The organism is Xanthomonas sp. 10-10 (assembly GCF_040182365.1).
In the GTDB taxonomy this organism is placed as follows: Bacteria; Pseudomonadota; Gammaproteobacteria; order Xanthomonadales; family Xanthomonadaceae; genus Xanthomonas; species Xanthomonas arboricola_F.
On sequence record NZ_CP144460.1, the window covers coordinates 3559894 to 3586549 of the forward strand.

Consider the following 26656-nt stretch of genomic DNA (forward strand, 5'->3'; position numbering starts at 1 on the left):
GGCCACGCGCAATGCGGGCAAGCCCGAATCTGCGCATACGGCTGCGCATGCACCTCTCTCCAGGATGCGTGCGGTAGCGTCGTTGCAACACCCGCCCTGTGCCGCAGTGGTCGCGAACAGCGAGCGCAAGACTGACAGTGTGCCGACAGGGCCTTCGTGCCCTGGCCAAATCATCACGGCCTTGAATGACGGTTCAAACAGCCCGTTCCCTGGCGAACGCGCTGCATCGCAGCCAATCAGCGTTCGCTCAGGCAGGGGCATCCGCGCTGCCTGTCAGCGCTTGCTGCGCAACGCCTCGGCGATGGTGTCGGCCAGCATGTCGCCGGTCAGCGGCTTGCGCAGGAAGCAATCGAACCCGGCCTCCTGCGCACCTGGTTCGGCGGCTTCATCCGAACGCGCAGTCACCGCAATCAGCGGCATCTCGTAGCCGAACACGCGCAATTGCCGCGCCAGCGCGAACCCGTCCAGCCCGGGCAGATCCAGATCCAGCAATGCCAGGTCGAACGTATTGTCGGCAGCTTCGGTCAATGCGGCCAGACCGTGCGGCGCATGCACCACCGAGTGCCCCTGCGCGCGCAGCAGGCCGACGATGACCTCGGCGATGGTCGGGTCGTCCTCCACCAGCAGGATGCGCTGCGGCGCGACCGCAGCGCCAGCACGCCCCGCTTCGCCGCCGAGCGTCGCGTCCGAAGCTACCCAGCGCAGCGGCAGATCCACCACGAACCTCGTCCCGGCGCCGAGCCGGCTGATCACCTCGATGTGCCCGCCCATCGCCAGGGCCAGTTCCTGGCAGATCGCCAAGCCCAGACCACTGCCGCCGTAGCGCGAGCTGGTCTTGGCGCCATCGCCCTGCTCGAAGCGCTGAAACAGACGCGCCTTCTGTTCGGCATTGATGCCCGGCCCCGTGTCGGCCACCTCAAACCGCAGGCCCTGATAGGAACCGAGCGTGGTCAACTTCAGGCCAACCACGCCGCGCTCGGTGAACTTGATCGCGTTGCTGAGCAGATTGAGCAGGATCTGCCGAATGCGGGTCGAATCGCCGCTGGCAGTGATATCGCCAAACAGGCCGATTTCCAGGCTGAACCGCAGGCCGCGCTCCTGAGCCAATGGCGCCATCAGCGCTTCGACCTCGGCCACGAGCTGGCGCACCGAAAATGGCTCCAGATCCAGTTCCAGCCGCCCGGATTCGATGCGCGCCAGATCCAGCGCATCGTTGACCAGCCGCAGCAGATGCGCGCCCGCACGACGGATGGAATCGGTATAGCTGCGCTGCTTGGTATCCAGCGAGGTCTTGAGCAGCAACTCGCTCATGCCCAGCACGCCGGTCATCGGCGTGCGTACCTCGTGGCCGAGCGTTGCCAAAAACCGCGTCTTGGCCAGTGACGCCTGCTCGGCGACTTCTTGCTTGTGCACCGCCAACTGCCAGGCATTCAGGCGTCGTAGACGGCGGCGGTACAACAAAATGGCCGCAACGACGACGCATACGCTCAACAGGGCCAGCAGGCCCAAGCCCCACGGCGACAGCCACCATGGCGGCAATACTTGAAAACGTAAGGTCTGGCTCGCTGACCAGATGCCGTCTGCCGTCCTCCCCTGCACTTCCAGCGTGTAATGCCCGGAAGGCAGGCGCGAAAACAGGCGCTCGCCACCGGGCCCGACGTCGATCCAGTCCGGGTCGTAACCGCTTAAACGAAAGCGGTAGCTGGTTGACTCCGAATGCGTGAAGGTCGGCATGCGCGCGACGATATGCAGATCGCGATCGCCGTCCTGCAGTTGTAGCGGCTCCACACCGGTGACATCCAGTCCGCGCTCGCCACGGCGCAGACCTACGCGCTCGATCAGCAGCGGCGGCTGGCGTGTATTCGGACGCATCTGGGTTGGATCGAACAGCACGACACCATCAGGTGTTCCGCCCAGAATCTGCCCGCCAGTTGCGCGTACGAGTGTGTTTTCCTGAAACTGCTGATTGGGAAGTCCGTCATGAACCCCGTAGACCCGCACCATTTTGCTGGCGGGGTCCACTCTGATCAGACCTCGCGCGCTCGATACCCAGGCCACGCCGGCACCGTCCACCACAAGTCCATTAGGCGCCACCATGGGAAACTCTTGTGCCCTGTCGATCGTGTCCAGATGTTTGAGTTGCGTGCCATCCCAGAGGTAGCGCCGCAACTCACCCATCAACCCGATCCAGACAACGCCCGAGTCGGTGAAACGGAACACATAATTCGTTGAAGCAGGTGCACCTCGCACCATGACGAAAGTATCGGCTTTCGGATCCCAGCGCCTTAAACCAGTCGAGCTGGCAAGCCACATTTGCCCATCGGGACCGAGCCTGAGGTCATAGACGTTAGCGGTCTCAAGGCCATGACTTCCGTGCGCTATCTCCCGAATGAGCCGTCCCTCGCCGTCGCGAATCTGCAGTCCGGCATTGGTCAGATAAATCCACAACCGACCCTGCGCATCCAGCGCCAGGCGTTCCGGATTGCCGTAATTCATCGATGCCGACCCGGTAGAAAGCGGCCAGCGCTTCCGTTGTTTGGTGCGCGGATCATAGCGGACCAGCGATTCAGGAAGACCTATCCAAACGTAGCCGCTTCGACTTTCGACCAGGGACGTTGGCCAGCGCAATTCATAGATTGGTTGCAAATGACGTTCCACCACCCCGCTATTTGGATCTAAACGCTCAAGAACGCCACGCGTCCCGGCAATCCACACTCCGCCAGATGCGGAAACTGCCGAAGCCTTTACGAACGGATTGGAAATCGATTGACGATCGACGGTGTGATAAGACAGTACCGCGAAAGTATTCCAATTAGGAGGCAAATGCCAAAGACCACCATTAAGGCTGGCAAACCATATGCCACCCTCACGATCCTCGTAGGCACTGGACCAACTCGGCTTTATCAGCCCATGGGCAGAAAGGCTATAGATCGGTACGTTAACGACATCCTTACCATTCGATATCCCTAGACCGCCCATCGTATCCAGCCAATAGCGCCCGGCCCGATCACGCAGTAACACACCTATAACACGTTGATCTTTTTTATTTTCATACCAAGGCTGCGTTACAAATTGCCTTTTTGAATTCAGCCGATATAGCTGGTAATTTCCGTCAGTGACCCAAAGAGTCCCACGCGAATCCAGTCGCATCCCGTTAGAATATTGCATGTTTCCAGGCAGCTTTACACGCTCAAAGTTTTTACCTGTCCAGCGCGCCACGCCTGAGTTGCCTCCAATCCATAACGACCCGTCAGGCGTGACACGCAAGGCGGCGACGTTGTTTCCCGGCAAGCTCTTCGCATCGTCTGCCACAAACGTAAAGCGCTGCATACTGCCGTCCGAGCGCCGCCGATACAGGCCGTTTCTTGAAGTTCCAAACCATAGATCGCCGTCGGGCGTCTGCGCGATCGCCCACACGGTGCTGCGTCTGAGCTCAGGAAACTGTGCGCTCTCCAACGGTTTGAATAGGCGTCGTTTTGCGTCCAGAACACCCACGCCACCATTATCCAAACCGACCCACACCCCGTCGTCTGCATCGACTCCTAGGGCCCAGACAAAATTGTCTGTCAGCCCGTCTTCCATCCGCCAGATGCGGTAACTCCGCCCATCGAACCTGGCCAGACCATCGGCGGTTGCCAGCCACAGGTAGCCGTTTCTATCCTCGGCAAAGTCATTGACCGTGTTGGAAGGAAGTCCGTCGGCCACGGTGAGCTGGATCGGCACAGGAGTCGTCGGCACTGCCGCAGAGGCAAGCACGGGCACCGCTGTGATCAACAGGACCAACCACAGTGCAGCAAGGGTGCGACTGAAATTGGAACAAAAACGCAGACGTGGCATAAAAATTTCACCGCAGGTCGCAGCATAGTGCGGGCCGCATCGAGCATGAGCAAGTACGCACTGCCTCACTTGGAGACGCCCGATGCAGCGCCATCGGCGAGTGCCGCGCACGCACTCGCCGCGTCGCGCGCAGCCGCGATCGCTTCCAGCAGCAAATCGGCGGTGACCGGCTTGCGCAGGAATCCGTCGAAGCCGGCACTGCGCGCCTGGCGTTCGGCATCGCCATCGGCGCGTGCGGTGACCGCCAGCAACGGGAAGCCGTGACCCAGCCGGCGCAGCTGCAAGGCCAGCGCAAAGCCGTCCAGGCCCGGCAGATCCAGGTCCAGCAGCGCGATATCGAAGCCACCATCGACCGCTTCGGACAACGCCGCCAGACCGTGTGCGGCATGCACCACGCGATGGCCGCGCCCGATCAATAGCCCGCTGATCACCTCGGCCACGGTCGGGTCGTCTTCCACCAGCAGGATGCGCAGCGGCGCACCGGCCGGGGTGCGTGTTTCGCCGGCAGCACTGCGCGGGGCCGATCGGTCGATCGGCAACGGCAGATCCACGGTGAACTGGGTGCCGACACCCAATCGGCTGCGGACACGGATCTGGCCCTTCATCGCCACCGTGAGTTCCTGGCAGATTGCCAGCCCCAACCCGCTACCGCCATAGCGCGAGCTGGTGCGCGCACCCTCGCCCTGTTCAAAGCGCTGGAACAGACGCTTCTGTTGCTCGGGCCCGATCCCTGGACCGGAATCGCGGACCTTGAAGCGCAGGCAGTCGCCATGCCGACTGACGCTGAGCCCCACTTCACCGCGCTCGACGAACTTGATCGCATTGCCGAGCAGGTTGATCAGGATCTGCCGCACCCGCGTGGCGTCGCCCGACACTGACAGGGTGGCGGGCAGCTGATTGCGGTAATGAAACCGCAGCCCACGCGCCTCGACGATGGGCCGCATGAAATCGGCCAGTTCCTGGGTCAGCTGCGATGGATCGAAGGGCTGCGGCACCAATTCCAGCTTTCCCGCTTCGATCCGTGCCAGATCCAGCGCATCGTTGACCAGCCGCAGCAGATGCGCGCCGGCCTTGCGGATCGCATCGACGTGGCTGCGCTGTCTGGCATCCAGCGGCGTGGCCAGCAGCAGCTCGCTCATGCCCAGCACACCGGTCATCGGCGTGCGCACCTCATGCCCCAGCGTCGCCAGGAAGTGCGACTTGGCGATCGAGGCCTGCTCGGCAAGTTGCTGGCGCTGTTGCGCCAGCACCCACTCCTGCTGGCGACGCACACGTCGCCGCCATCCCCATACGCCCAGACAAAGCAGCAGCACGCCCAACAGCACCGCGACCAATTGCGCCGGCGTACTCAGCCACCACGGTGGACGCACCTGCAGGTGCAGGGAAGGTGCGGCGATCCAGTCGCCGTCGCCGGCACGCGCCTGCACGTCGATGCGATAGTCGCCTGGCGGCAGCCGCGACATCACGCGTTCGCCGGTGGCGCCCTGCTCCACCCAGCCCGCGTCGTAGCCCTCCACACGGTAGCGATAGCGCGCCGAGGCAGGATCGACGAACGACAACAACCGCGCGCTGATGCGCAGGTCGCGATCGCGCGCCTGCAGCACGATCGTGCCCTTGTGCGGCAGCGGCTGCGGGTGCTCGGCATCGTTGCGGCGGACCTGCACCGATTCGATCACCAGCCGCGCCACCGGTGCCGGCGCAAAGGCCTGCGCGGGATCGAACAACACGATGCCGCTGGTGGTCAACGCCAGCACCTGCCCGCTCGGGCCGGTGACCGGGGGACGCATCGAGAATTCGCTGTCCGGCAGGCCGTCGCGCTGCCCGAACATGCGCACCTGCGGCTGATCGCGCCGGTAGGCGTACAGGCCACGCGACGTGGTCGCCCACACGGTGTCCGTGCCGCCCAGCGCCAGCCCACGGATCTCGGTGGAGGGCAAGCCCTGGGCATGCCCCACCCGCTCCAGCAGCCGCGCGTGGCTGCCATCCCAGCGGTAGCGCTCGATCGCACCGTGCCGCCCGGCCCAGAATTCGTGCGGCGTTACGAACGCCAACGCATAGACTTCACGCACAGCGTCGGCGCCGCCGATCACCCTGCGAAAACGCTCGCCCTGCCACACCCACAGCCCGTCGCCGGCGGCCACCCATGCCGAGCCATCCGGCCGAACCAGCAGTTGCTGCACCATGCCGCCCACCTCGCTGAGGTCGGTACCGAAGCGGAATGTGGCCAGCAGGCGACCATCTGCCGCACGCCGCTGCACGCCGCCTTCGACGATCGACAGCCAGAACTCGCCATCGATGCCCGGCGTCATCAGTTCCACGCGATGGATGTCGGAAGTGCCGAACTGCATCGCCAGCGCGTGTTTTTCGCCGGTCCTGGGTTGATAACGCAGCACGCCGTCACTCAGGGCCACCCACAGGCTGCCATCGCCGGCCGGCAGCACCGACTGCACGCTGCGGCCCCCCAGCACATCGCTGTGCAGCACGGGAACGACCTCGCCCTGATCGCCGACGCGATACACCCCTTCGCCGGTCGTCACCAGGAAGCTGTCGCCGTCGGCGGATGCGTTCATCAGGTACAGACTTTCCAGCGGCTTGCCCTGCGCCTGCTGGATCGTGGAGAAGCGCCGCCAATCCGGCGGCAGATAGGCCAGGCCCTGCGAAATCAGCCCCAGCCATAAACCGCCCTGACCGTCCTGCATGACATCGAGCACGCCGCTATGGGCGGTCAGAAAGCCGCTGCCACGATCACCCTCCATGACGCGCAGTTTGGTCTCGCCCGGCGCAACACGGAAAAACCCATCGGCCGCACCCACCCAGTAACCGCCATGCACGTCGTGCACCACGGTGCCGGCACGCACGCCGGAGACTCCTTCCCAGGGCGCAGGCTCGAGCACCCCGGCCGGTGTCACCCGATACAGGCCCTTTCCGCTTCCCACCCACAGCGTGCCATCGGGATCCTTGCTGAGCTTCAACACCATCGTGCCCAGGCTGTCCGGCGCGATGCGCACGAAGCGATCACCGTCGCGCATCACCAGCCCACCTGCGGTCCCGATCCACAACCGGCCGCGTGCATCGGTAAGCATGCTCATGATGGTGTCGCTGGGCAGTCCGTCCGCTGCATCGGGCGTGGCACGGAAGACGGTGATACGGCCATTTTCCTCGCGGCGGCACAGACCACCGCCGCTGCTTCCGATCCATAGCGCGCCCTGCGCCTGCGCCAGCGCCCAGACCTGCCCGACGCAGGCGTGCGCAACGTCCGGAAAACTGGTGAATACCGCACGGTCTGCATCGAGCATGCTCAGTGGCGAGTCGTTGACGCCCAGCCACACCCGGTCGCGATCGTCGACCAGCAGCGTTTCCACCTCGTTGCCGGGAATCGAGCGCGCGTTGTGCGGGTCGTGCTGCCACACCTGCAGGCCGATACCGTCGTAGCGCGCCAGGCCGTCGCTGGTCGCCGCCCAGACATAGCCCTGCCGATCCTGCGCCAGTGCCAGCACCATGCGCGAAGGCAGGCCTTCGGCCGGGCCGAACCGACGCATCCGCGGCGTCTCGATCTGGTTTACCGCCGCTGCCTCCACGCCGATCAACAGCGCCATGACGGCAAGCACGAACAGCACTACCTGTTTCATCGTCGTCCTTGTCCCAGCCACCTGCGCGGTCGCGCGCACTCCCCGGCCGGACTGCACTGTACCTGCTACCGCACACTTGCCCCTAGTCGACAGCGCCCTCGCCCCTGTTCCGCAAGTCCGCAGCGTCGGCTAGCACCCGTGCCAGGGCGTTGGCCAGCAGCTCGCCGGTGACCGGCTTGCGCAGGAAACCATTGCAGCCAGCCGCCATCGCCTGCGGCTCGGCATCGGCGTCGGACCGTGCCGTGACCGCCACGATCGGGAAGCGCACCCCGCGTGCGCGCAGTTGCGCCACCAGTGCAGCACCGTCGAGGCCGGGCAGATCCAGATCGCACAACCCCGCGTCGAAGCTGCGTGTGCTCACCTCGGCCAGGGCGGCCAACCCGTGCAGGACATGGGTGACCTGGTGCCCGCGTGTCTGCAGCAAGCCCACGATCACCTGTGCCACGGTCGGGTCGTCTTCGATCAGCAGCAACTGCAGCGGCGCCTGATCCCGGGCAGCGGCCGCGTGTGCCGGAGTGGCTACCGCCGCGGGCAACGTCGCAACCCAACGCAACGGCAACTCCACCACGAAGCACGCGCCCTGCCCCAATTCGCTCTCGACCCTCACCACCCCGCCCATCGCCGCAGCAAGCTCGCGGCAGATCGCCAGGCCCAGCCCACTGCCGCCATGCCGGGCCAGGGTCAGTGCGCCTTCGGCCTGTTCGAAGCGCTGGAACAGGCGCCCACGTTGCTCGGCGCTCATGCCGGGACCGGTATCGCGCACCTCCAACCGAATGCCTTGTGCGGGGCTCTGCGACAACGCCGACACGCGCAATTGCACGCTGCCGCGTTCGGTGAACTTGACCGCATTGAACAGCAGATTGAGCAGAATCTGCTGCACCCGGCTGGCATCGCCATGCAGTGCCGGCGGTAGCGCGTCGTCCAGTTCGCATTCGAAGGCCAGCTGCTTCTGCTCGGCACTGGGACGGACCAGTTCGACCGCCTGACCGATCAGCAGGCGCAAATCGAAATCGCGATTGTCCAGCGGCAGCTTGCCGGCTTCGATCCGCGCCAGATCCAGCGCATCGTTGACCAAGCGCAGCAAGTGCTTGCCGGCCGACTGGATCGCGCCGGCATAGCCTTGCTGGCGCGCATCCAGCGGTGTCTGCAGCAGCAACTCGCTCATTCCCAGCACACCGGTCATCGGCGTGCGCACCTCGTGCCCCAAGGTCGCCAGAAAGCGCGTCTTGGCCAACGACGCCTGCTCGGCCAGCTCGCGCTTGTGCTGGGCCAGCTGCCACTGCGCCCGCATGCGCACGCGATGGCGGTAGGCCGCGGCGAGCAATGCACTCAGCAGCAGACCGAGCATGCAGGTCAACGCAATACCGAGGTCGCTACGCCACCAGGGTGGCAGCACCGAAAACCGCAACGATTGCACCTGCGATGCATTGCCGAGCGGATCGACACCCTGCATTTCAAGCACATAATCGTCCGGTGGCAACGAGGAGAATTCGCGCATGCCCGCAGCGCCATGCTCCACCCAATCGGTGTCGAAGCCTTTCAATCGCGTGCGGTAGCGGTTGGCCATCGGGTCGATGAAAGACAGCAGGCGCATATTGACGCGCAACTGGCGATCGCTCGGCACCAGCGCAAAGCCACCGCCGATCGGCAATGCGCGACGTCGGTCGCCCTGCTGGACGCTCACCGCTTCCAACCGCATCTGCGGGGTAAACGAGGGAACATCCGGCGCATTGGTGTCGATCATCAAGGTGAATCCATCGGCGGTCCCGCCCACCAGCACACCGTTGTTGGACATCAGCAGACAGCTGCGACTGAACTCCTGGCTGGTCAAGCCGTCGCGCGCACTGAAACTGCGGATCTTGGCAGGCGTTGTCCGCGGGTCGATGCGCCACAGGCCACGTGCGCCGGACATCCACACACGACCGAGCGCGTCCAGCTCGAAGCCGTAGGCATCCATGGCGGGAAATCCTTCGGCAGCGCGAATGCGGCTTACCCGTTTCCAGACGCCATTACGTTGCGCCCAGTGCTCGATGCTACCGGGGCGGTAAAGCCAGATGCGATTGCGATCCTTGACCACAAAGCGCTGGATGAAGTCGACATCCAGCCCCGGCACCAGCATGAATCGATGCGTTTCGGCATGCCAGGCATACAGGCCACCGGTAGCGCTGATCCACACGCGCCCATCCGGCCCCATGTTGATCTGGTAGTACGGCAATTCCTTCAGGCCATGCAGATCGTTCGAGGAGATCGTCTCCAGAACGCGCCCACTGACGAGGTCGCGTCGCTGGATCACTTGCTCGAACGCTGCCCACACGGTGCCATCGCCAGGCTCCCCGATCCAGAGCGCCGCCTCGGCGGGTCCATCCCCGATGAAATGCGTCAGCTCACCGGTCGCCAGATCCAGGCGCGACAGTGCATGCTGATTGTTACCGAGCCAGAGCTGCCCGCGACGGTCTTCCAGCGCAGAGGTGACTTCCATCTCGCGCAGATCCGGATGCTGGACTCCGGTCTGCACCAAGGCGCCTGACGAGGTGTCGTAGCGCAACAACCTGCCACTGCCATCGAACTGCCACAGGCCACCAGAGCGATTGGCCGGCGCAAGACTGCAGGAGATGCCTTTGCCCTGATCGTTCACCTGCTTGAAGGCTGCGGTCCGACGCCAGTCTTCGCGCAGGTAGGCGAGCCCACGGCCATGCAGGGGCACCCAGATCCCTCCGTGCGGACTTCGCCAGATCGTGGTGACATGCCGATTGGAAACCAATGGTTGGTCACCGTTGTTGACCGGCGCCGGTGGATGACCGGCACGGGTGTGCCATAGCCCCTGCTCGGTGCCGAGCCAGAATTCGCCATCTCCGGCATCGGCCACCGTCCAGACCCGATTTCCTGTCGCAAACATCGAGGCCCACGCGGGTGTATGCCACCCCCCGGAGGAATCCATATAGCGCAAGCCGGTATCCGAGGAGGTCCATAGCCGTTGCCCTACCCACTGCAGCGCATTGATACCGCTGGCGTCGCCATCCGGTCGCACGTGATGCAGGGCCAGCCCGTCGTAGTACGCCAAACCGCCGAGCGTCCCGATCCACATGCGCTCCCGGTCGTCCAGGGCCAGGGCGTAGACCGGATTGGGGTCTAGCGGATCCTCCATCCTGGACAGATCCAGTGAGCTGAAATTCCCCTTGGCATCCAGGCGCAAGACATTGCCGGTCGACATGCCGAGCCAGATCTCATCGCCCCGGCCGGCAATGGCATAGATATCTCCCGACCCCAGCGCGGGAACGTCGTCGGGCAGATATGCGGTGAATTTGCTGCGATCGGCGCTCAGCATCGCCAGCCCGGCGCCCGCCAGCGCCAGCCAGATGCGATCCTGGTCGTCGATATACATCGCCTGCAAGGCATTGCTGCGCAGCGAGTAGCGATCGGTCGGGTCGTTACGCCATACCTTGAACTCGGCACCGTCATACCGAACCAGGCCATCGGTGGTGGTCATCCACAGATAGCCCGCACGATCCTGTGCGATTGCGGTAATCATGGTCGAGGGCAGCCCTTCGGCCGCGCCCACGATGCGAAAGCGCGGGATCGCGGGCACCTCGGCCAGGGCCGGCACTGCCATCAGCGCAACCAGCAACCCCAGTAACAGACCACGCATGCGGGAATCCTTTCCACGTCCAGCCGGCATGCTCGCAATGGATCGTTGCAAGCGCAAGCCGCGCGCGCGGCACCGGGATGTGTCTAGAATCCGCCCATGACGCCCTTCGCCCGCCTGCTGCTTCCCGCCCTGGCACTGACCAGCCTGGCCGCCTCCGCCGCACCGGTGCGCTATGCGCTGGATCCGGTGCACACCCGCGTGCTGTTCGCGATCGAACATGCCGGCTTTTCCAAGGCCCTGGGCACCGTGTCGGGCAGTAGCGGCACGCTGGTGTTCGACCCGGACGACTGGGCGTCCGCACGACTGGACGTGACGGTGCCGCTGCACCGCGCCGACCTGGGCGATGCCAAGTGGAACCAGGCCACCCTGGCACGCAACCTACTCGACGCCGAGCGTTTTCCCGACGCGCATTTCGTCTCCACGCGCGTGGAGGCCAGCGGCGAGAACCACGCCAAGGTCACCGGCAACCTGACCCTGCACGGCGTCACCCGCCCGGTGACCCTGGACGTCACCCTGAACGCGCTCAAGCGCCACCCGCTGCCGCCGTTTCGCCGCACTGCCGGGTTCTCGGCCACCGCCACGCTGAGCCGGGCGGAGTTCGGGATCGATGCATGGAAATCGATGATCGGCGACACCGTGGAACTGCGCATCGAAGCCGAAGCCGTGCGCGAAGGCCGTACCGACGACGACACAGCGCCGCCGCAAGCCGAACCCACCAGCCCTGACGCAGCTGCCAGCCCGGAATCGCGAACATGACCCTGAAAAACATCGAGCGCTGGGGCGGTGTCAGCCAGGCCCTGCATTGGCTGATCGCCTTGCTGATTCTGGTGCTGGGCATCGTCGGCCTGACCATGGGCGAACTGCCCAAGACACCGAAATACTTCTGGGTCTACACCGCGCACAAATCGGTGGGGCTGACCGTGCTGGCGCTGGTGATCGCGCGGCTGGGTTGGCGCCTGTACGCCGGCGCGCCGCCACCGGTGGCCGGCACGCCGCGCTGGCAGGAGCGCATTGCCGGGCTTACCCACTGGCTGCTGTACGGCATGATCTTCGCCATGCCGCTGTCGGGCTGGTTGTACGACTCCAGCAGCGGCCTGCGCCCGTTCCGCTGGTTCGGCCTGTTCGCAGTGCCCAAGCTCAGTGGCCCGGACGAGCAGCTACGTGCTACCTCACACGCCATCCACGAGTGGGGCTTCTGGTTGTTGATCGCCGTGGTGCTGGCACATGCCGGCGCGGCGCTGTATCACCACATTTTCCAGCGTGATGCCACATTGGCGCGGATGTTGCCACGCGGTTGGCTGTCCTCCAAACCCTAAGGATTCCCCATGTCGTCCAAGTTGTTCGCCTCTCCCCTGCTGGTCGCCGCGTCGCTGGTCGCCACCTTCGCCACCGCGCCGGTGCTGGCCGCCGACTACGTCCAGGCCCCCGGCTCGACGCTGGTGTTTGCCAGCAAGTACGACGGCGAAGTGTTCACCGGCAAGTTCCCCGGCTTCGATACCACGCTGAGTTTCGATCCGGCCAATCTGGCCGCAGCCAAGCTCGATGTGCGCATTCCGCTGGCCAGCGCGATCAGCGGCAACAACGATCGCGATTCGACCTTGCAAGGCCCGGACTTTTTCAACGTCGCGAAGTTTGCCACCGCACGCTATCGCGCCGACAAATTCCGTGCGCTCGGCGGCAATCAATACGCGGCCGACGGCACCCTGGAACTGCGCGGCGTCAGCAAGCCGGTCACGCTGACCTTCACCTGGACGCCGGGCGCGCAGCCCGTCTTGGCAGGCAAGGCGGTGGTAAAGCGGCTTGACTTCGGCGTGGGCGGCGGTGACTGGGCCGACACCAAGACCATCCCCAACGAAACCGCGATCAGCACCAAGGTCGTGTTGAAGGCGAAGTAAGGCCACAGGCCGCAACCGGACGCGGCCACTGAGCGGCGGACTACCTCGTCGGGTCCGCCGCTTTTTTATGCCTGGTGATTGAATGACACCGCGCGACAGCTAGACTCGGCACTCGCCCAAAGGACGCCGACGATGCGCACACACGGCACGTTGACCCGCTGGAATGCCGATCGTGGCTTTGGCTTCATCACGCCGGCCCAGCCAGGCGATGACCTGTTCGTGCATGTTTCCGCGTTCCCACGCGGCCTCGAGGCGCCGCGCATCGGCGAAGTGATCTCCTTCGAAACCGAGCCTGGTCCGGATGGTCGTCCGCGCGCGGTGCGCGTCGTGCGTGCCGGTACGCATGCGCACAGGCATGACGCCCCCGCGCGACGCAACACGGCACGCACGACGCCGGCAAAAGGACAACTCGGGCTTGGCAAGGTCTTGCTCATGATGCTGGTGCTCGGTGGCGGGGCGTTCGCCTACCAGCAGCGCGATTACCTGATCGATGCGTTTACTCCGGCACCGGCACCCGAGCAGACGTCGCCGCAGGAGCGGCACGTAGCGGCCGCTCCTGCATCTGCTCCCACCTCTCAATACAGCTGTGGCGGGCGCACGCATTGCTCACAGATGACCTCCTGCGAAGATGCCACGTACGTGTTGCAGCATTGCCCAAATACGGCAATGGACGGTGATCACGATGGAGTGCCCTGCGAGCAGCAGTGGTGCCGTTGAATCAATGCGGCCGACACCTTGAACGGGCGGCCGACAAGAATAATTTGTCAGCCGCACCTTGTTGGATGTGGTCAAAAGCGCAGGTCAAACGCTTAGTGAGTCGAGGGCGCGATGCCCTCACCGCACCAGACAGTTTGCTGGCTGCTTTACTCAAAACCCTGCACACCGACCATCTTGACTGGTCCTTGCCCGCCCACCGTCGTGAGGCCTTACGCGGCATGGATGCCGCGTAAGAGCTTAAAGGGACGTACCTGCAGCGTGTCCCGCGATGGTGGGTGGGCAAGGCAGCAAACTCGCGGCGTCGCGGGCGCGGTGCCCTCACCGCTCGCGGGACACGCCGTAAACCCGTCCATGGGGGCTCGGTGGCGGCATCCATGCCGCCAACGGTCCCGCAATCGGCGAGGACACCGCACCAGACAGATTGCTGGCCGCTTTACTGAAAATCCTGCACACCGACCATCTCGACAGGCCCTTGCCCGCCCACCGTCGCGGGACCTTACGCGGCATGGATGCCGCGTAAGAGCCTCCATGGACGGATTCACGGCGTGTCCCGCGATGGTGGGCGGGCAAGGGCCCTGCAGCCAAGTGGCAGATCGGCCGCTCTGCAGCTAAGGCCCAGATCATCCGCTCTGCACCAGGCCGGCGCGAAGTCGTTTTTCAGCCACCCTGAATCCAAATCTGGCGCGTACCGGGTGCGCAAACGCCGCATCATCGCGTGCCGGCATTCAACCACTCGCGCAAACGCCGGCTGTCGAACGGCCAGTCCAGCTCGCGCCCATCCGCATCGCGCAGCACTGGCACGCGCTCCCCGTAAGCGGCCTCAAGCGCCGCATCGTCGTCGATGAAGACGCTACTGAACTCGCCCGCGCGCGCCTGCGCCAGCGCCTCCACGGCCTGGTCGCACAGGTGGCACTCGTCGCGCTGATAAAGAGTCAAGGCCATTGGAAGGTCCCATGCTGCGCTGCAGCCATGCTGCAATCGCCGACCGACTAGAATAGCCGCCTTTACGCTCACCTCTCCGGCAAGCATGGCTGTCAGCACGTTCGACCTGTTCAAGATCGGCATCGGTCCGAGTTCCTCCCACACCGTGGGGCCGATGCGCGCCGCAGAACGCTTCGTGCATCGCTGGCTGCTCGATGCCGGTCGCCTGCAGGACGTGGTGCGCATCCGCGCCGAAGTCTTTGGCTCGCTGGCCCTGACCGGCCGCGGCCATGGCACCGACAAGGCCGTGCTGCTCGGGCTGGAAGGCCACCGCCCCAACCTGATCGACCCGGACATCATCCCCGCCACGCTGGAGCGCATCCGCTCCAGCAAGCGCATCGCCCTGATGGGGCAGTACGAAATCGGCTTCGACGAGAAGCGCGACCTGCCGATGAACAAGCGGCAGAAGCTGCCTTACCACACCAACGGCATGCGCTTCACCGCGTACACCGCCGACGATAGCGTGATTGCCACGCGCGATTACTACTCGGTGGGCGGCGGTTTTGTGGTCAACCAGGACGACGCCGCCGACGACCGCATCGTGGCCGACGAGACACCGCTGCCCTACCCGTTCCTCAGCGGCGACGAACTGCTGGCGCAATGCGCGCGCAGCGGCCTGAGCATCGCCGCGCTGATGTTCGAAAACGAAAAGAGCTGGCGCAGCGAAGACGAGATCCGCAGCGGACTGCGCGAACTGTGGGCAGCCATGCAGTCCTGCGTGGAGCGCGGTATCCGCCAGGAAGGCACCTTGCCGGGTGGCCTGAACGTGTCGCGTCGCGCACCGGCGCTGTACCGCGAACTGTCGTCCAAACCGGAAGCGGCCATGCGCGACCCGCTGACCACGCTGGACTGGGTCAATCTCTACGCGCTCGCCGTCAACGAAGAGAACGCGGCCGGTGGCCGCGTGGTCACCGCCCCCACCAACGGCGCGGCCGGCATCATCCCGGCGGTGCTGCATTACTTCGACCGCTTCTGCCCCGGCGCATCCGAACAGCGCATCTTCGATTTCCTGCTCACCGCTGCGGCCATCGGCATTCTCTACAAGGAGAACGCCTCCATTTCCGGTGCCGAAGTCGGCTGCCAGGGCGAAGTGGGAGTGGCCTGCTCGATGGCCGCCGGCGGCCTGGTCGCCGCGCTAGGCGGCAACCCGGGCCAGATCGAAAATGCTGCGGAAATCGGCATGGAACACAACCTGGGCCTGACCTGCGACCCGATCGGCGGGCTGGTGCAAATCCCATGCATCGAACGCAATGCGATGGGTGCAGTGAAAGCCATCAACGCCAGCCGCATGGCCATGCGCGGCGACGGCAAGCACAAGGTCTCGCTGGACAAGGTCATCAAGACCATGCGCGACACCGGCCGCGACATGCAGGACAAATACAAGGAAACCAGCCGCGGCGGCCTGGCGGTGAACGTCATCGAGTGCTGAGTCTGCCGGTGGCATGATGCGATCAGAACGCATCGCACCACGCCAGGTTGATCCAGCAATTGGCGCCACTGCAGTAGCGCTCACCCGGCCTGCGCCTGCGGCAGAAAACAAGCCCGCATCGCCATGCCATTCCGCAGAAGCCCCCCCTTCTCCCGCCTGCGGGAGAAGGTGCCCGAAGGGCGGATGAGGGCAAGTCAGCCCACCACACCCCCTAGCCGTCGCACTGCCCGGATCCACGCCTCCACCACGGTGCGTCCTGTAGCCTTCCGGCACGGACCCCGGATGGAGAACACGATGCGACATCTCGCCTGTGCACTCGCACTGACCCTGGCCTGCGGCCCGCTGATGGCTCAGCAAGCCAGCTACGGCCCGCGTCTTGAAGGCTTCGATTACCCCTACCCGGTCAAGACGTACGTGTTCACCTCGCAGCAGCAGCCGCTGGAAATGGCGTACCTGGATGTCGCACCCACCGGCAAGCCGAACGGACGCACCGCCGTGCTGCTGCATGGCAAGAATTTCTGCGCGGCCACCTGGGAATCCAGCATCGCGGCCCTGAGCAAGGCTGGCTACCGCGTGATCGCGCCGGACCAGGTGGGCTTCTGCAAATCCAGCAAACCGGCCGCCTATCAGTTCTCGTTCGCGCAGCTGGCCGACAATACCCACGCATTGCTGAAAACACTGGGGATCGACCGCGCAGTGGTCGTCGGCCACTCGATGGGCGGCATGCTCGCGATCCGCTACGCACTGATGTACCCGCAGGCCACCGAACACCTCGCCCTGGTCGACCCGATTGGACTGGAAGACTGGAAGGCCGAAGGCGTTCCATGGCGCAGCGTGGATGCCTGGTACGACAACGAGCTCAAGAGCAGTTTCGAGCGCATCAAAAAATATCAGATGGACGTGTACTACGCCGGTCAATGGAAGCCCGAATTCGAACGCTGGGCGCGCATGCAGGCCGGCATGTCGCTGGGCAACGGCAAGCAGGCGGTCGCCTGGAATCAGGCGCTGACTTACGACATGGTGTTCAACCAACCGGTCGTGTATGAGCTGCCCAAGCTGACGGTACCGACCACGCTGTTCATCGGCCTCAAGGACCGCACCGCGATCGGCAAGGACACCGCACCGCCGCAGGTCAAGGCGCGCGTCGGCGACTACACCAAGCTGGGCAAGCAGGCAGCTGCGGCCATTCCGAAGGCGACCCTGATCGAATTTGCCGACCTGGGGCACTCGCCGCAGGTACAGGACCCCGCGCGTTTCAATGCCGCACTGTTGAAGGCCATCGCGCAGTAATTGCAACAGCGCACGGCAATCGGCTGCCGTGCGTTACTTCTCCTGCCAACGCAGCCCGGGCACTGCCGGTTGCGGCCATCACGCAGCGTTTGAAGACGACCACGGCAGGCAACCGCAGCACAGGCCGCAGCCATCCAAGACGACCGCACCAATCAGCGCTAAGCCCGCGACAGAACCAACGCTTCTGCCGCGCAACGCAAACATCAACCCGCCACGATCCGCAGCACATCGTCCAGCAGCGCGGCTGCCGTGACCTCCGCACCTGCACCCGGGCCCTGGATCAACAACGGTTGCTCGCGGTAACGGTCGCTGCTGATCGCGACACGGTTGTCGGTTCCGGCGCCGCCAGCCAAGGGATGCTCCAGCGCCAGCTCGCGCAGTCCCACGCTTGCGCCATGCGCGTCCACCCGGCCTACAAAACGCAGACACCGCCCCGCTGCGCGTGCCTGCTGCCAGCGCGCGCTTACGACCGCATCCAGTTCGCCCAGGCGTGCATCCAGCTGGCCGATCGGCACGCTGGTGAGCCCGGCAGGCACCAGCGACTCCACGTGTACCTGTTCGGCCTCCAGTTGCCATCCGGCCGCACGCGCCAGGATCAGCAGCTTGCGCCGCACATCCTCGCCGGACAGGTCGATCCGCGGATCCGGCTCGGTGTAACCCGACGCCACCGCTTCGCGCACGCAGTGCGAAAACGCGCCGCTGCCGTCATAGCGATGAAACAGCCAGGCCAACGATCCCGACAGCACACCCTCGATCGAATGGATATGGTCGCCACCTGCCACCAAGGCGCGCACGCTGCTCAGCACCGGCAACCCGGCGCCGACGGTGGCGCTGTCGCCATAATGCGCGCCAGTGGCATGGCGGGCGGCAATCAGCGCCTGCGCACGCGACAACGCCGTGCCCTGGCCCAGCTTGTTGGCGGTCACCACATGCACGCCGCGGCCCAACCACTCCACGTGCCAATCGGCCACCACATCGCTGGCCGTGGCATCCACCAGCACGTCGCCAGCACGCAACGCGACGGTTTCGGCCCACGGCTGCAGCACAGCCTGCCCACGCGGCGCAGCGTTGGCCTGCAGCAATGCCTGCTCCGCGCTCACGCCGCAATCCTGGGCGATGCGCGAATTGGCCAACCAGTCGAAGCGCGGCAACTGCAACTGACGCTCCTGCAGCGCGGTATAGCGCGCCACGAACGCGCGCCCTACCGTCCCGGTGCCCAGCAAGGCCAGCCGTGGTGTCGGCGTCACTGCTGCCACCGAAGCCCGGCGCGAAACAGGCAGCGCAGTGCTCACGCGTCGACCTGCTTGCGATTGGTGGCGGTCAGGGTCGCTTCGGCACGCGCCAGACCGGCGCGCAGGTCGATCAGCAAGTCTTCGGCCGATTCGATCCCGATCGACAACCGCAGCAACCCGTCGGAAATCCCGGCCGCCGCACGTGCTTCGGCGGTCATTGCCGCATGCGTCATCGAGGCCGGATGCGCGATCAGGCTTTCCACGCCACCCAGCGACTCGGCCAGGGTGAAGTAGCGCAACCCATCGACGAAGGCGCGTACCGCCGCTTCGCCACCGTTCAACTCGAAACTCATCATCGCGCCAAAGCCCTTCTGCTGACGCGCCGCCAGGGCATGGCCCGGATGCGTCGCCAGGCCGGGGAAATACACCTGATTGACTGCCGCGTGCCCGTCCAGCAGCGCAGCGATCGCGTCGGCATTTTCCTGGTGCACGCGCAGGCGCGCATCCAGCGTGCGCAGGCCGCGCAAGGTCAGGAAGGCATCGAACGGCGAGCCGGTCAGGCCCAGCGCATTGGCCCACCACACCAGCTGCTGATGCAGCTCGGCATCGCGCGCCACCACCGCACCGCCCACCACATCGCTATGGCCGTTGATGTACTTGGTAGTGGAATGCAGTACCAGATCCGCCCCGAACTCCAGCGGCTTCTGCAATGCCGGCGACAGGAAGGTGTTGTCCACCACGGTCAACGCACCCACCTTCTTCGCCGCTTCGATGACAAAGCGCAGATCGGTGATGCGCAGCAGCGGGTTGGATGGGGTTTCGATCAGCACCAGCCTGGGCGACTGCGCCAATGCATCGGCCAGCGAACGCGGGTCGGTGAGGTCGGCGGTGATCAGCGCGAAGTGGCCCTTCCTGGCCAGCGCATTGAACAGGCGCCAGCTGCCGCCGTACGCATCGTGCGGCACCACCAGCGTATCGCCGGGCTGCAACACCGCGTTGAGCACCAGGTTGATCGCGCCCATGCCGGTGGAGGTGATGACGCCGCCGGCGCCGCCTTCCAGTTCGGCCAGGGCCTCGCCGAGCAGATCGCGGGTAGGATTGCCGCTGCGGGTGTAGTCGTATTGGCGCTTGTTGCCGAACCCGTCGAAGGAGAAGTTCGACGACAGCACGATCGGCGGGGTCACCGCGCCGTAGGCGGTATCGCGGTCGATGCCTGCGCGCACGGCGGCAGTGGCGGCGGTACAGGGGGCGTCGGCGGGGTCACGATAGCTCATGCGATTTCTCCGGTAATGCGAAGGGCAGTAGTGAGGATCGCGTCGATGCGATCGATTTCTTTCAGGAAGGCGTCGTGGCCGTACGGCGAACGCAACACACGCAGGCTGCCGCGCGGGCCCAAGCCTTCGACCAGGCTGACCATGTCGGCCAGCGGCACCAGGCGATCGCCCTCCACCGCCACCACGACGGTGGGCACGCTGACCTGCGCCGGGTCGATGCGATGCAGGTCGATGGATTCGGACAGGCGCAAGTACGCGGTGACCGGCGTGCGGGCCACGTATTGCGCGCCGGCGGCATCCAGATAGTCTTCGGCGGCAACGCGCACGCGGCCATTGATCACTTCCGGCGGCGCATCGAAGCGCTCGCTGAATTCTTCCGGTGTGCGATAGCTGAGCATGGCGAATTGCCGCGCCAGCGCCAACCCGTGATTTTCCGCGCACTGCAGCTGGCCCAGCGCCACCGCACGGCGCTGCAGTGCGCGCCACGCGGCGGCATACGGATGTGCGCGATGCGCCCCGCTCACTGCAATCAAGGTGCCGACGCGGCCGGCATGACGGGTGGCGAATTGCAGCCCGACCAGCGCGCCATACGAGTAGCCGACAAAACCGTGCAGGCGCGCGATTCCCAGCGCGTCGAGCAGCGCGGCGATGGCATCTGCCTGGTCGGCGGTGTCGATCGGCGCATCCAGCGTGCCGTCGGCGCCGAGGAAGTCGAAGGCCAACAGACGACGCGATGACGGGTCCAACGCGCGGCCCGCACCGACCAGGCCATCCACCCAGCCCTTCTCGGGGAACACAGCACTGGCCGCCAGGTGCCGATGGGCCGAGATGCCGCCGGCGACGAACACCACCGGCGCATTGGCAGCGCCGATCAATTCGTAGCGCAGGCGCACCTCGCGCATGCCGGCATGGCGCATCGGCAACGACACGGCGATGTCGCCGCGCAACGCGATCACGCCGTCGATGTCGGCGGCGGGAGTGTCTAGGTCATCAGTGGTCGTTGGCGATGCTGTGGTCACGAGGCTCATGGCGATATCCGGGGTGGATCGGCCATCGAGCTTCGCGGGAGCTCGCGTTCGACGTGCGCAAGGCACGATTCGAACCATCTTTCGGCGGACGCGAAGGTCCCCGCAGGATTTGGCACCAAACGCGGGCGCTTGCGCGCTCCGCTGGCTGCCCCGGCATCAAAGGGCCTGTCCCTCCGCCGGTCTCGATGGTGAGGCTAAGATGCCACCGCACTTTTGCGATGTCAATCGCTTCATGCGGATGGAAAGATATATTTTCATCCGATACCACCGGACACTGTGATGCACCGCATACTTGCGGCTCCGTTCGCTCAAGCCAATCGCGTGCATCACCGCGTCTTCCGCTCTCTTTCGCCCGTAATGATTCCGGTGTTGGTCGCCGCCCTGCTGGCAGGTGCGCCGCCCGCCGCTGCGCAACAACGCTGGCATTGGAACGGCGGCGCGGCACCGGCCGCGTCGCGCACCCTATCGACGCCAGTCGCCTCTGCCACAACGGGCACCAGCCCGGCCCTGCAACTGGAATGGCAGGCACCGGTCCATCTGGCATGGGTGACCAACCCGCTGTCCGGGCCTGCGCAGGTCCGGCTGAGCGCTCCACCCAACGAGGATTACCGCGCCGTGCCGCAACTGCCGCTCACGGTGCTGATGGCTGCGCACGAGCGTCGCCTGCTGGCACGGCTGTACCCGGCCAGCAACCAGCGCACCCTGGGTGGGCTGGGACTCAAGCTCGACATCGTGCCTGGCGATCCTCAGGCGCAGCCGCAGCCGGCGGGCTATCAGTTGCCGTTCCGCGATGCGCCGGTGCAGGTGGATCAGGGCTTCGGCGGCCAGTTCAGCCATGCCGATCTGCCCAACTGGTATTCGGTGGACTTCGCCCTCCCCCAGGGCACGCCGGTGCTGGCCGCGCGCGAGGGCGTAGTCATGGAGATACGCAAAGACGTCACTGAAAGCAGCGCCCACGACCCTGGCGCGGGCGGCGGCAACCTGGTGCGGGTGCTGCACGCCGACGGCAGCATGGCGCTGTACGCCCATCTGGCCCCGAACGGCGTGGCAGTGCACGCCGGCCAGCGGGTCGGCGCCGGCGAACGGCTCGGCGCCTCAGGCAATACCGGCTACAGCACCGCCGCGCACCTGCATTTCTCGGTGCAGCGCAACGCCGATCTGCAACTGGTGTCGGTGCCGTTCCGGATGTGGGGCCCGCGGGGCGAGCTGCACTTCCCCTCGCCGGCCCCTTAGCACTGACGTCCCGGCGCCCCGATGCCACCTGGCCGCCGGTCCGCAAAGGCCCGTTGCGCCGAAGCCGCTATAATCGTCGGCTTCCTCAGTTTCCGCAGGCGTCCGACCGGGCGCGCACCGCCCATGTCCGAAGTCTCCAACGAAGCCGCGCGCCGCCGCACCTTCGCCATCATTTCCCACCCCGACGCCGGCAAGACCACGCTGACCGAGAAGCTGCTGCTGTTCGGCGGTGCGATCCAGATGGCCGGATCGGTGAAGGGCCGCAAGGCCGCCCGTCACGCCACCTCGGACTGGATGGCGCTGGAAAAGGAACGCGGCATCTCGGTCACCTCCTCGGTCATGCAGTTCCCGTACGAGGGCAAGATCGTCAACCTGCTCGACACTCCCGGCCACGCCGACTTCGGCGAGGACACCTATCGCGTGCTCACCGCAGTGGACTCGGCGCTGATGGTCATCGACGTCGCCAAGGGCGTGGAGGAACGCACCATCAAGCTGATGGAAGTCTGCCGCCTGCGCGACACACCCATCATGACCTTCATCAACAAGCTCGATCGCGAAGGCAAGAACCCGATCGACCTGCTGGATGAAGTGGAAACCGTGCTGGGCATCCAGTGCGCACCGGTGACATGGCCGATCGGCATGGGCCAACGCCTGAAGGGCGTGGTGCATCTGATCAGCGGCGAAGTGCACCTGTACGAGCAGGGCCGCAACTTCACCCGCCAGGATTCGACCATCTTCCCGTCCCTGGAGGCGCCCGGCCTGGCCGAAAAGATCGGCGAGCAGATGCTGGCCGAGCTGCGCGACGAACTGGAACTGGTGCAGGGCGCCAGCAACGCCTTCGATCTGGCGGCCTACCGCGCCGGCCAGCAGACACCGGTGTTTTTCGGCTCGGGCGTCAACAACTTCGGCGTGCAGCCGCTGCTGGATTTCTTCATCGAGCACGCACCGCCGCCGCAGGCGCGCGACACCACCGGACGCCGCGTCGAGGCGACCGAAGCCAAGCTCAGCGGCTTCGTGTTCAAGATCCAGGCCAACATGGACCCGCAGCATCGCGACCGCGTGGCCTTCATGCGCGTGTGCTCGGGCAAGTTCGCCGCCGGCATGAAAGCGCTGCACGTGCGCAGCGGCAAGGAACTCAAACTCGCCAACGCACTGACCTTCATGGCCAGCGACCGCGAAATCGCCGCCGAAGCGTGGCCGGGCGATGTCATCGGCATCCACAACCACGGCACCATTTCCATCGGCGACACCTTCACCGAAGGCGAATCGCTGTCGTTCACCGGCATCCCCAACTTCGCGCCGGAACTGTTCCGCCGCGCACGCCTGCGCGACCCGCTCAAGCTCAAGCAGCTGCAGAAGGGCCTGGCGCAGCTGTCCGAGGAAGGCGCCACGCAGTTCTTCCGCCCGTTGATGAGCAACGATCTGATCCTGGGCGCGGTGGGCGTGCTGCAGTTCGACGTGGTGGCCTACCGGCTCAAGGACGAATACGGCGTGGATGCGATCTTCGAACCGGTGAGCGTCACCACCGCGCGCTGGGTGCATTGCGACAACGCCAAGAAGCTGGAGGAATTCCGCGAGAAGAACGCCGGCAACCTGGGCGTGGATGCGGCCGGTCAGTTGGTCTATCTCGCACCGACGCGCGTCAACCTGCAGCTGGCGCAGGAACGTGCGCCGGATGTGCGCTTCTCGGCAACGCGCGAACACGCGCACGCCAAGGCCATCGACTGACATAGACCAGGATCGCTAAGGAAGCGCAACGGCTGGCGATGCGATTTGCGTGCAGTTACGGTACCTTTTTGGCATGAACGCAGACGCCTCCCCCTCGACCGACCTGCGCGACGAAATCGCCAGCGCCGTGACCCACGGCCTGGGTGCCATCGCCGCCCTGGCAGGCGGTTCGGTGCTGATCACACTGGCCGCCATCTATGGCGATGGCTGGCAATTGGCCACCTCCATCGTGTTCAGTGCCACGCTGGTGTTGCTCTACGTCGCCTCCACGCTATTCCACGCAATCCCGCATCCGGGCGCCAAAGCGCGCCTGCAGGTGCTGGATCATTGCGCGATCTACCTGTTGATCGCCGGCACCTATACGCCCTTTACGCTGATCAATTTGCGTGGCACCTGGGGCTGGGGATTGTTCGCCGCCATCTGGACGATCGCCGCCGCCGGAGTGGTCTTCAAGCTGTTCTTCACCGGTCGTTTCCGCCTGCTGTCGACGGTGCTGTATCTGGCCATGGGCTGGCTGATCGTGGTGGCGATCCAGCCCTTGCTGCGCTCGGTCGATACCTGGTCTCTGTGCTGGCTGCTGGCCGGCGGACTCTTCTATACCTTGGGCACGTATTTCTACCAACGCGATACCCAGCGCTATTTCCACGCGATCTGGCACCTGTTCGTACTGGCCGGCAGTGCTTGTCACTTCGTTGCGGTGATAGCGCAGGTGATGTGAGACGCGACCTGCGGCGCGTTCGCGCGCCGTGCACGAGGCATCGCCAACCATGGCCCGCGTGAACAACGTGACCGACACCTCAGCTACACCATCGCCCTCTACCCCACGTCGTCGACGCTGGCTGGCCGGGCTTGCCATCGTAGCCGCCGCCGTGGTGATCTTCGTGCTGCTGTTTCAGTGGAACTGGCTGCGCGGTCCGGTCGAGCGCGTGGTCAGCGCCAAGACTGGTCGCCAGTTCCATCTCGGCTATCTTGACGTGAAGCTGGGCCGCACGACCACCGTGCGCGGCAATCGGCTGAGCCTGGCGAACGCAGCATGGTCCAAGCGCGGGCCGATGGCCGAGCTCAACTCGGCCGAGATCGATGTCGAGTTGTGGCCACTGCTGCGCGGCAAGGTGCGTCTACCGGAAATCCGCCTGGATCACCCAACCCTCTTGCTGGAAGCCGGCGACGACACCCATCCCGGCAACTGGGTATTCGATCAGGACAGTGGCGATGGCACCATGCCGCGCCTTGGCCGCCTGCTGGTGAACAACGGGCGCCTGCAGTACATCGATGCAGCCAATAGCTCGAACGTGGATGTAGCGATCAACAGCCTCGCACCACCGAGCAGCGACCAACGTGCAGCGCCGATCGGCATCGACGGCAAGGGCCGCTGGAAGGGCTATCCCTTTACGCTCAAGGGCAATACTGCCTCGCCGCTGGAACTGAGCCAGAGCGAGCACCCGTTCCGCATCGATCTGCGCGGCAGCGCCGGCGCCACCCGCACGCACGTGCGCGGCACCTTGACCAACCCGTTCCAGTTCCAGGTGTTCGATCTGCAAATGGCGCTCAGCGGCCAGGACATGCAGGACCTGTATCCGCTGACCGGCGTGGCCATGCCGTCGACGCCGCCATACAAGCTAGACGGTCATTTGCGCCGCAACGGCCAGCTCTGGCGCTACGAGAAGTTCACCGGCACCGCCGGCGACAGCGATCTGTCCGGCACGGCCGAGGTGGACCTGCGCAAAAAACGCCCGTTGCTGCGCGCCGACCTGGCATCCAGGCGGCTGGATTTCGACGACCTGGCCGGTTTTGTCGGTGCACCGCCCAAAACAGGTGGCGACGAATCGGCCAACGCACAGCAGAAGCAACAGGCAGCGCAACTTGCCGCCAGCGCGCGGATCCTGCCGACCACGCCCTACGACCTGACCAAACTGCGCGCGATGGATGCACAGGTGCGCTGGCGCGCGCAGCGCATCAATGCGCCGTCGTGGCCACTGGACGACATGGATGCGTCGCTGACGTTGAAGGACGGTCTGCTGCAGCTGGACCCGCTGAATTTTGGCGTGGCCGGTGGCGACATCCGCTCGGCCATCCGCATGGACGCGCGCAACCCCGTCATCGTCACGCAGCTGAAGGCAGGCATTCGCGGCATCCGGCTGGATCGGCTGTTTCCGGATGCCGCGCTCGCCAAGCAGGCTTCAGGCGCAATCGGCGGCGCGCTGGATCTGCGTGGCCGCGGCAATTCAATTGCCGCCATGCTCGGCAGCGCGGACGGCTCGATCGGCGTCGGCATGGGCCGCGGCCATGTCGGCAACCTGATCATGGAACTGGCCGGCCTGGACATCGCCGAATCGCTGAAATACCTGTTCACCACCGACCGGCAGATTCCGGTGCGTTGCATGTTCGGGGATTTCGCCGTCAAGGACGGGCTCATGCAATCGCGCGCCCTGGCCTTCGACAGCACCGACACCATCATCGTCGGCGAGGGCAACATCAGCTTGAAGGAGGAAACCCTGGATCTGCTGCTGCGCCCGCGCCCGAAGGACCGCAGCATCCTCAGCCTGCGCTCGCCGCTGCGCGTGGGCGGAACCTTCAAGGATCCGTCGTTTCATCCCGACTACAAGGCGCTCGGCCTGCGTGGCGCCATCGCGATCGGCCTGGGCATGATCGCCCCGCCCGCCGCCCTGCTGGCCACCTTCGAACCAGGGCCGGGCAAGGACAGCAACTGCGGCGGCAAGTACGCCAAGTAACTGCT

At 65.3% G+C, this 26656-nt stretch carries 17 protein-coding genes, 1 pseudogene and 1 riboswitch; of the genes and pseudogenes, 10 read left to right on the forward strand and 8 right to left on the reverse strand.

Features of this window, described 5'->3' with window-relative positions; all coding sequences use genetic code 11:
- Positions 1-273: 273 nt before the first annotated feature.
- The 3 genes from VZ068_RS15040 to VZ068_RS15050 all read right to left on the reverse strand — a co-directional run bounded on the left by VZ068_RS15040 (position 274) and on the right by VZ068_RS15050 (position 11112).
- Positions 274-3837 (reverse strand): two-component regulator propeller domain-containing protein, encoded by a 3564-nt coding sequence (locus VZ068_RS15040; protein WP_349655741.1) that lies wholly within the window; start codon positions 3835-3837, stop codon positions 274-276.
- 65 nt (positions 3838-3902) lie between these two features.
- On the reverse strand, positions 3903-7466 hold the full coding sequence (locus VZ068_RS15045; protein ID WP_349655742.1) for an ATP-binding protein: 3564 nt from the start codon (positions 7464-7466) through the stop codon (positions 3903-3905).
- An 82-nt stretch (positions 7467-7548) separates the two neighbouring features.
- Positions 7549-11112 (reverse strand): ATP-binding protein, encoded by a 3564-nt coding sequence (locus tag VZ068_RS15050; protein ID WP_349655743.1) that lies wholly within the window; start codon positions 11110-11112, stop codon positions 7549-7551.
- Positions 11113-11208: 96 nt separating this feature from the next.
- Here VZ068_RS15050 and VZ068_RS15055 point away from each other — a divergent pair, with 96 nt between their 5' ends.
- From VZ068_RS15055 to VZ068_RS15070, 4 genes are all read left to right on the forward strand, one after another.
- Complete coding sequence (locus tag VZ068_RS15055) at positions 11209-11868, forward strand: YceI family protein (protein WP_349655744.1); 660 nt, start codon at positions 11209-11211, stop codon at positions 11866-11868.
- Entirely contained in the window at positions 11865-12428 is a 564-nt protein-coding gene (locus VZ068_RS15060; protein ID WP_349655745.1) for a cytochrome b, read from the forward strand. Before VZ068_RS15055 ends, VZ068_RS15060 begins: the two co-directional genes overlap by 4 nt.
- Before the next feature lie 9 nt (positions 12429-12437).
- Positions 12438-13007, forward strand: a complete 570-nt coding sequence (locus VZ068_RS15065) for a YceI family protein (RefSeq protein WP_259151949.1) — start codon at positions 12438-12440, stop codon at positions 13005-13007.
- Between the two features lie 78 nt (positions 13008-13085).
- Positions 13086-13724, forward strand: a complete 639-nt coding sequence (locus VZ068_RS15070; RefSeq protein WP_349655746.1) for a cold shock domain-containing protein — start codon at positions 13086-13088, stop codon at positions 13722-13724.
- 318 nt (positions 13725-14042) lie between these two features.
- On the opposite strand, the pseudogene VZ068_RS15075 reads toward VZ068_RS15070, so the two are convergent.
- Positions 14043-14262, reverse strand: a pseudogene (locus VZ068_RS15075) (hypothetical protein).
- A gap of 170 nt (positions 14263-14432) precedes the next feature.
- Positions 14433-14666, reverse strand: a complete 234-nt coding sequence (locus tag VZ068_RS15080) for a glutaredoxin family protein (RefSeq protein ID WP_349655747.1) — start codon at positions 14664-14666, stop codon at positions 14433-14435.
- An 85-nt stretch (positions 14667-14751) separates the two neighbouring features.
- Here VZ068_RS15080 and VZ068_RS15085 point away from each other — a divergent pair, with 85 nt between their 5' ends.
- Positions 14752-16134, forward strand: a complete 1383-nt coding sequence (locus VZ068_RS15085; protein WP_349655748.1) for an L-serine ammonia-lyase — start codon at positions 14752-14754, stop codon at positions 16132-16134.
- A gap of 282 nt (positions 16135-16416) precedes the next feature.
- Positions 16417-17424 carry an alpha/beta hydrolase gene (locus tag VZ068_RS15090; RefSeq protein ID WP_349655749.1) on the forward strand — a complete coding sequence of 336 codons (1008 nt, stop codon included), beginning with the start codon at positions 16417-16419 and terminating at the stop codon, positions 17422-17424.
- A 203-nt stretch (positions 17425-17627) separates the two neighbouring features.
- Here the strand turns inward: VZ068_RS15090 and VZ068_RS15095 are convergent, their stop codons facing one another.
- Genes VZ068_RS15095 through VZ068_RS15105 form a run of 3 tightly spaced genes read right to left on the reverse strand, consistent with a single transcriptional unit; the run spans position 17628 to position 20958 of the window.
- Positions 17628-18716, reverse strand: coding sequence for a homoserine dehydrogenase (locus VZ068_RS15095; protein ID WP_349655750.1), 1089 nt, complete (start codon positions 18714-18716; stop codon positions 17628-17630).
- Positions 18713-19930, reverse strand: coding sequence for an O-succinylhomoserine (thiol)-lyase (locus VZ068_RS15100; protein ID WP_349655751.1), 1218 nt, complete (start codon positions 19928-19930; stop codon positions 18713-18715). The genes VZ068_RS15095 and VZ068_RS15100 overlap by 4 nt, the downstream gene beginning before the upstream one ends.
- Positions 19927-20958, reverse strand: a complete 1032-nt coding sequence (locus VZ068_RS15105) for a homoserine O-succinyltransferase (protein ID WP_259151955.1) — start codon at positions 20956-20958, stop codon at positions 19927-19929. Before VZ068_RS15105 ends, VZ068_RS15100 begins: the two co-directional genes overlap by 4 nt.
- Positions 20959-21029: 71 nt before the next feature.
- Positions 21030-21150, reverse strand: a riboswitch (SAM riboswitch).
- Positions 21151-21315: 165 nt separating this feature from the next.
- Between VZ068_RS15105 and VZ068_RS15110 the strand changes: the two genes are divergently transcribed.
- The 4 genes from VZ068_RS15110 (at position 21316) to VZ068_RS15125 (ending at position 26651) form a co-directional block, all read left to right on the forward strand.
- Positions 21316-22191 (forward strand): M23 family metallopeptidase, encoded by an 876-nt coding sequence (locus VZ068_RS15110; protein WP_349657720.1) that lies wholly within the window; start codon positions 21316-21318, stop codon positions 22189-22191.
- Positions 22192-22314: 123 nt separating this feature from the next.
- A complete protein-coding gene (locus VZ068_RS15115; RefSeq protein ID WP_259151959.1) occupies positions 22315-23919 on the forward strand; it encodes a peptide chain release factor 3 in 1605 nt (534 codons plus the stop codon).
- A 73-nt stretch (positions 23920-23992) separates the two neighbouring features.
- Positions 23993-24637 carry a hemolysin III family protein gene (locus VZ068_RS15120; protein WP_349655752.1) on the forward strand — a complete coding sequence of 215 codons (645 nt, stop codon included), beginning with the start codon at positions 23993-23995 and terminating at the stop codon, positions 24635-24637.
- Between the two features lie 49 nt (positions 24638-24686).
- Positions 24687-26651, forward strand: a complete 1965-nt coding sequence (locus tag VZ068_RS15125; protein WP_349655753.1) for an AsmA family protein — start codon at positions 24687-24689, stop codon at positions 26649-26651.
- Positions 26652-26656 lie beyond the last annotated feature (5 nt).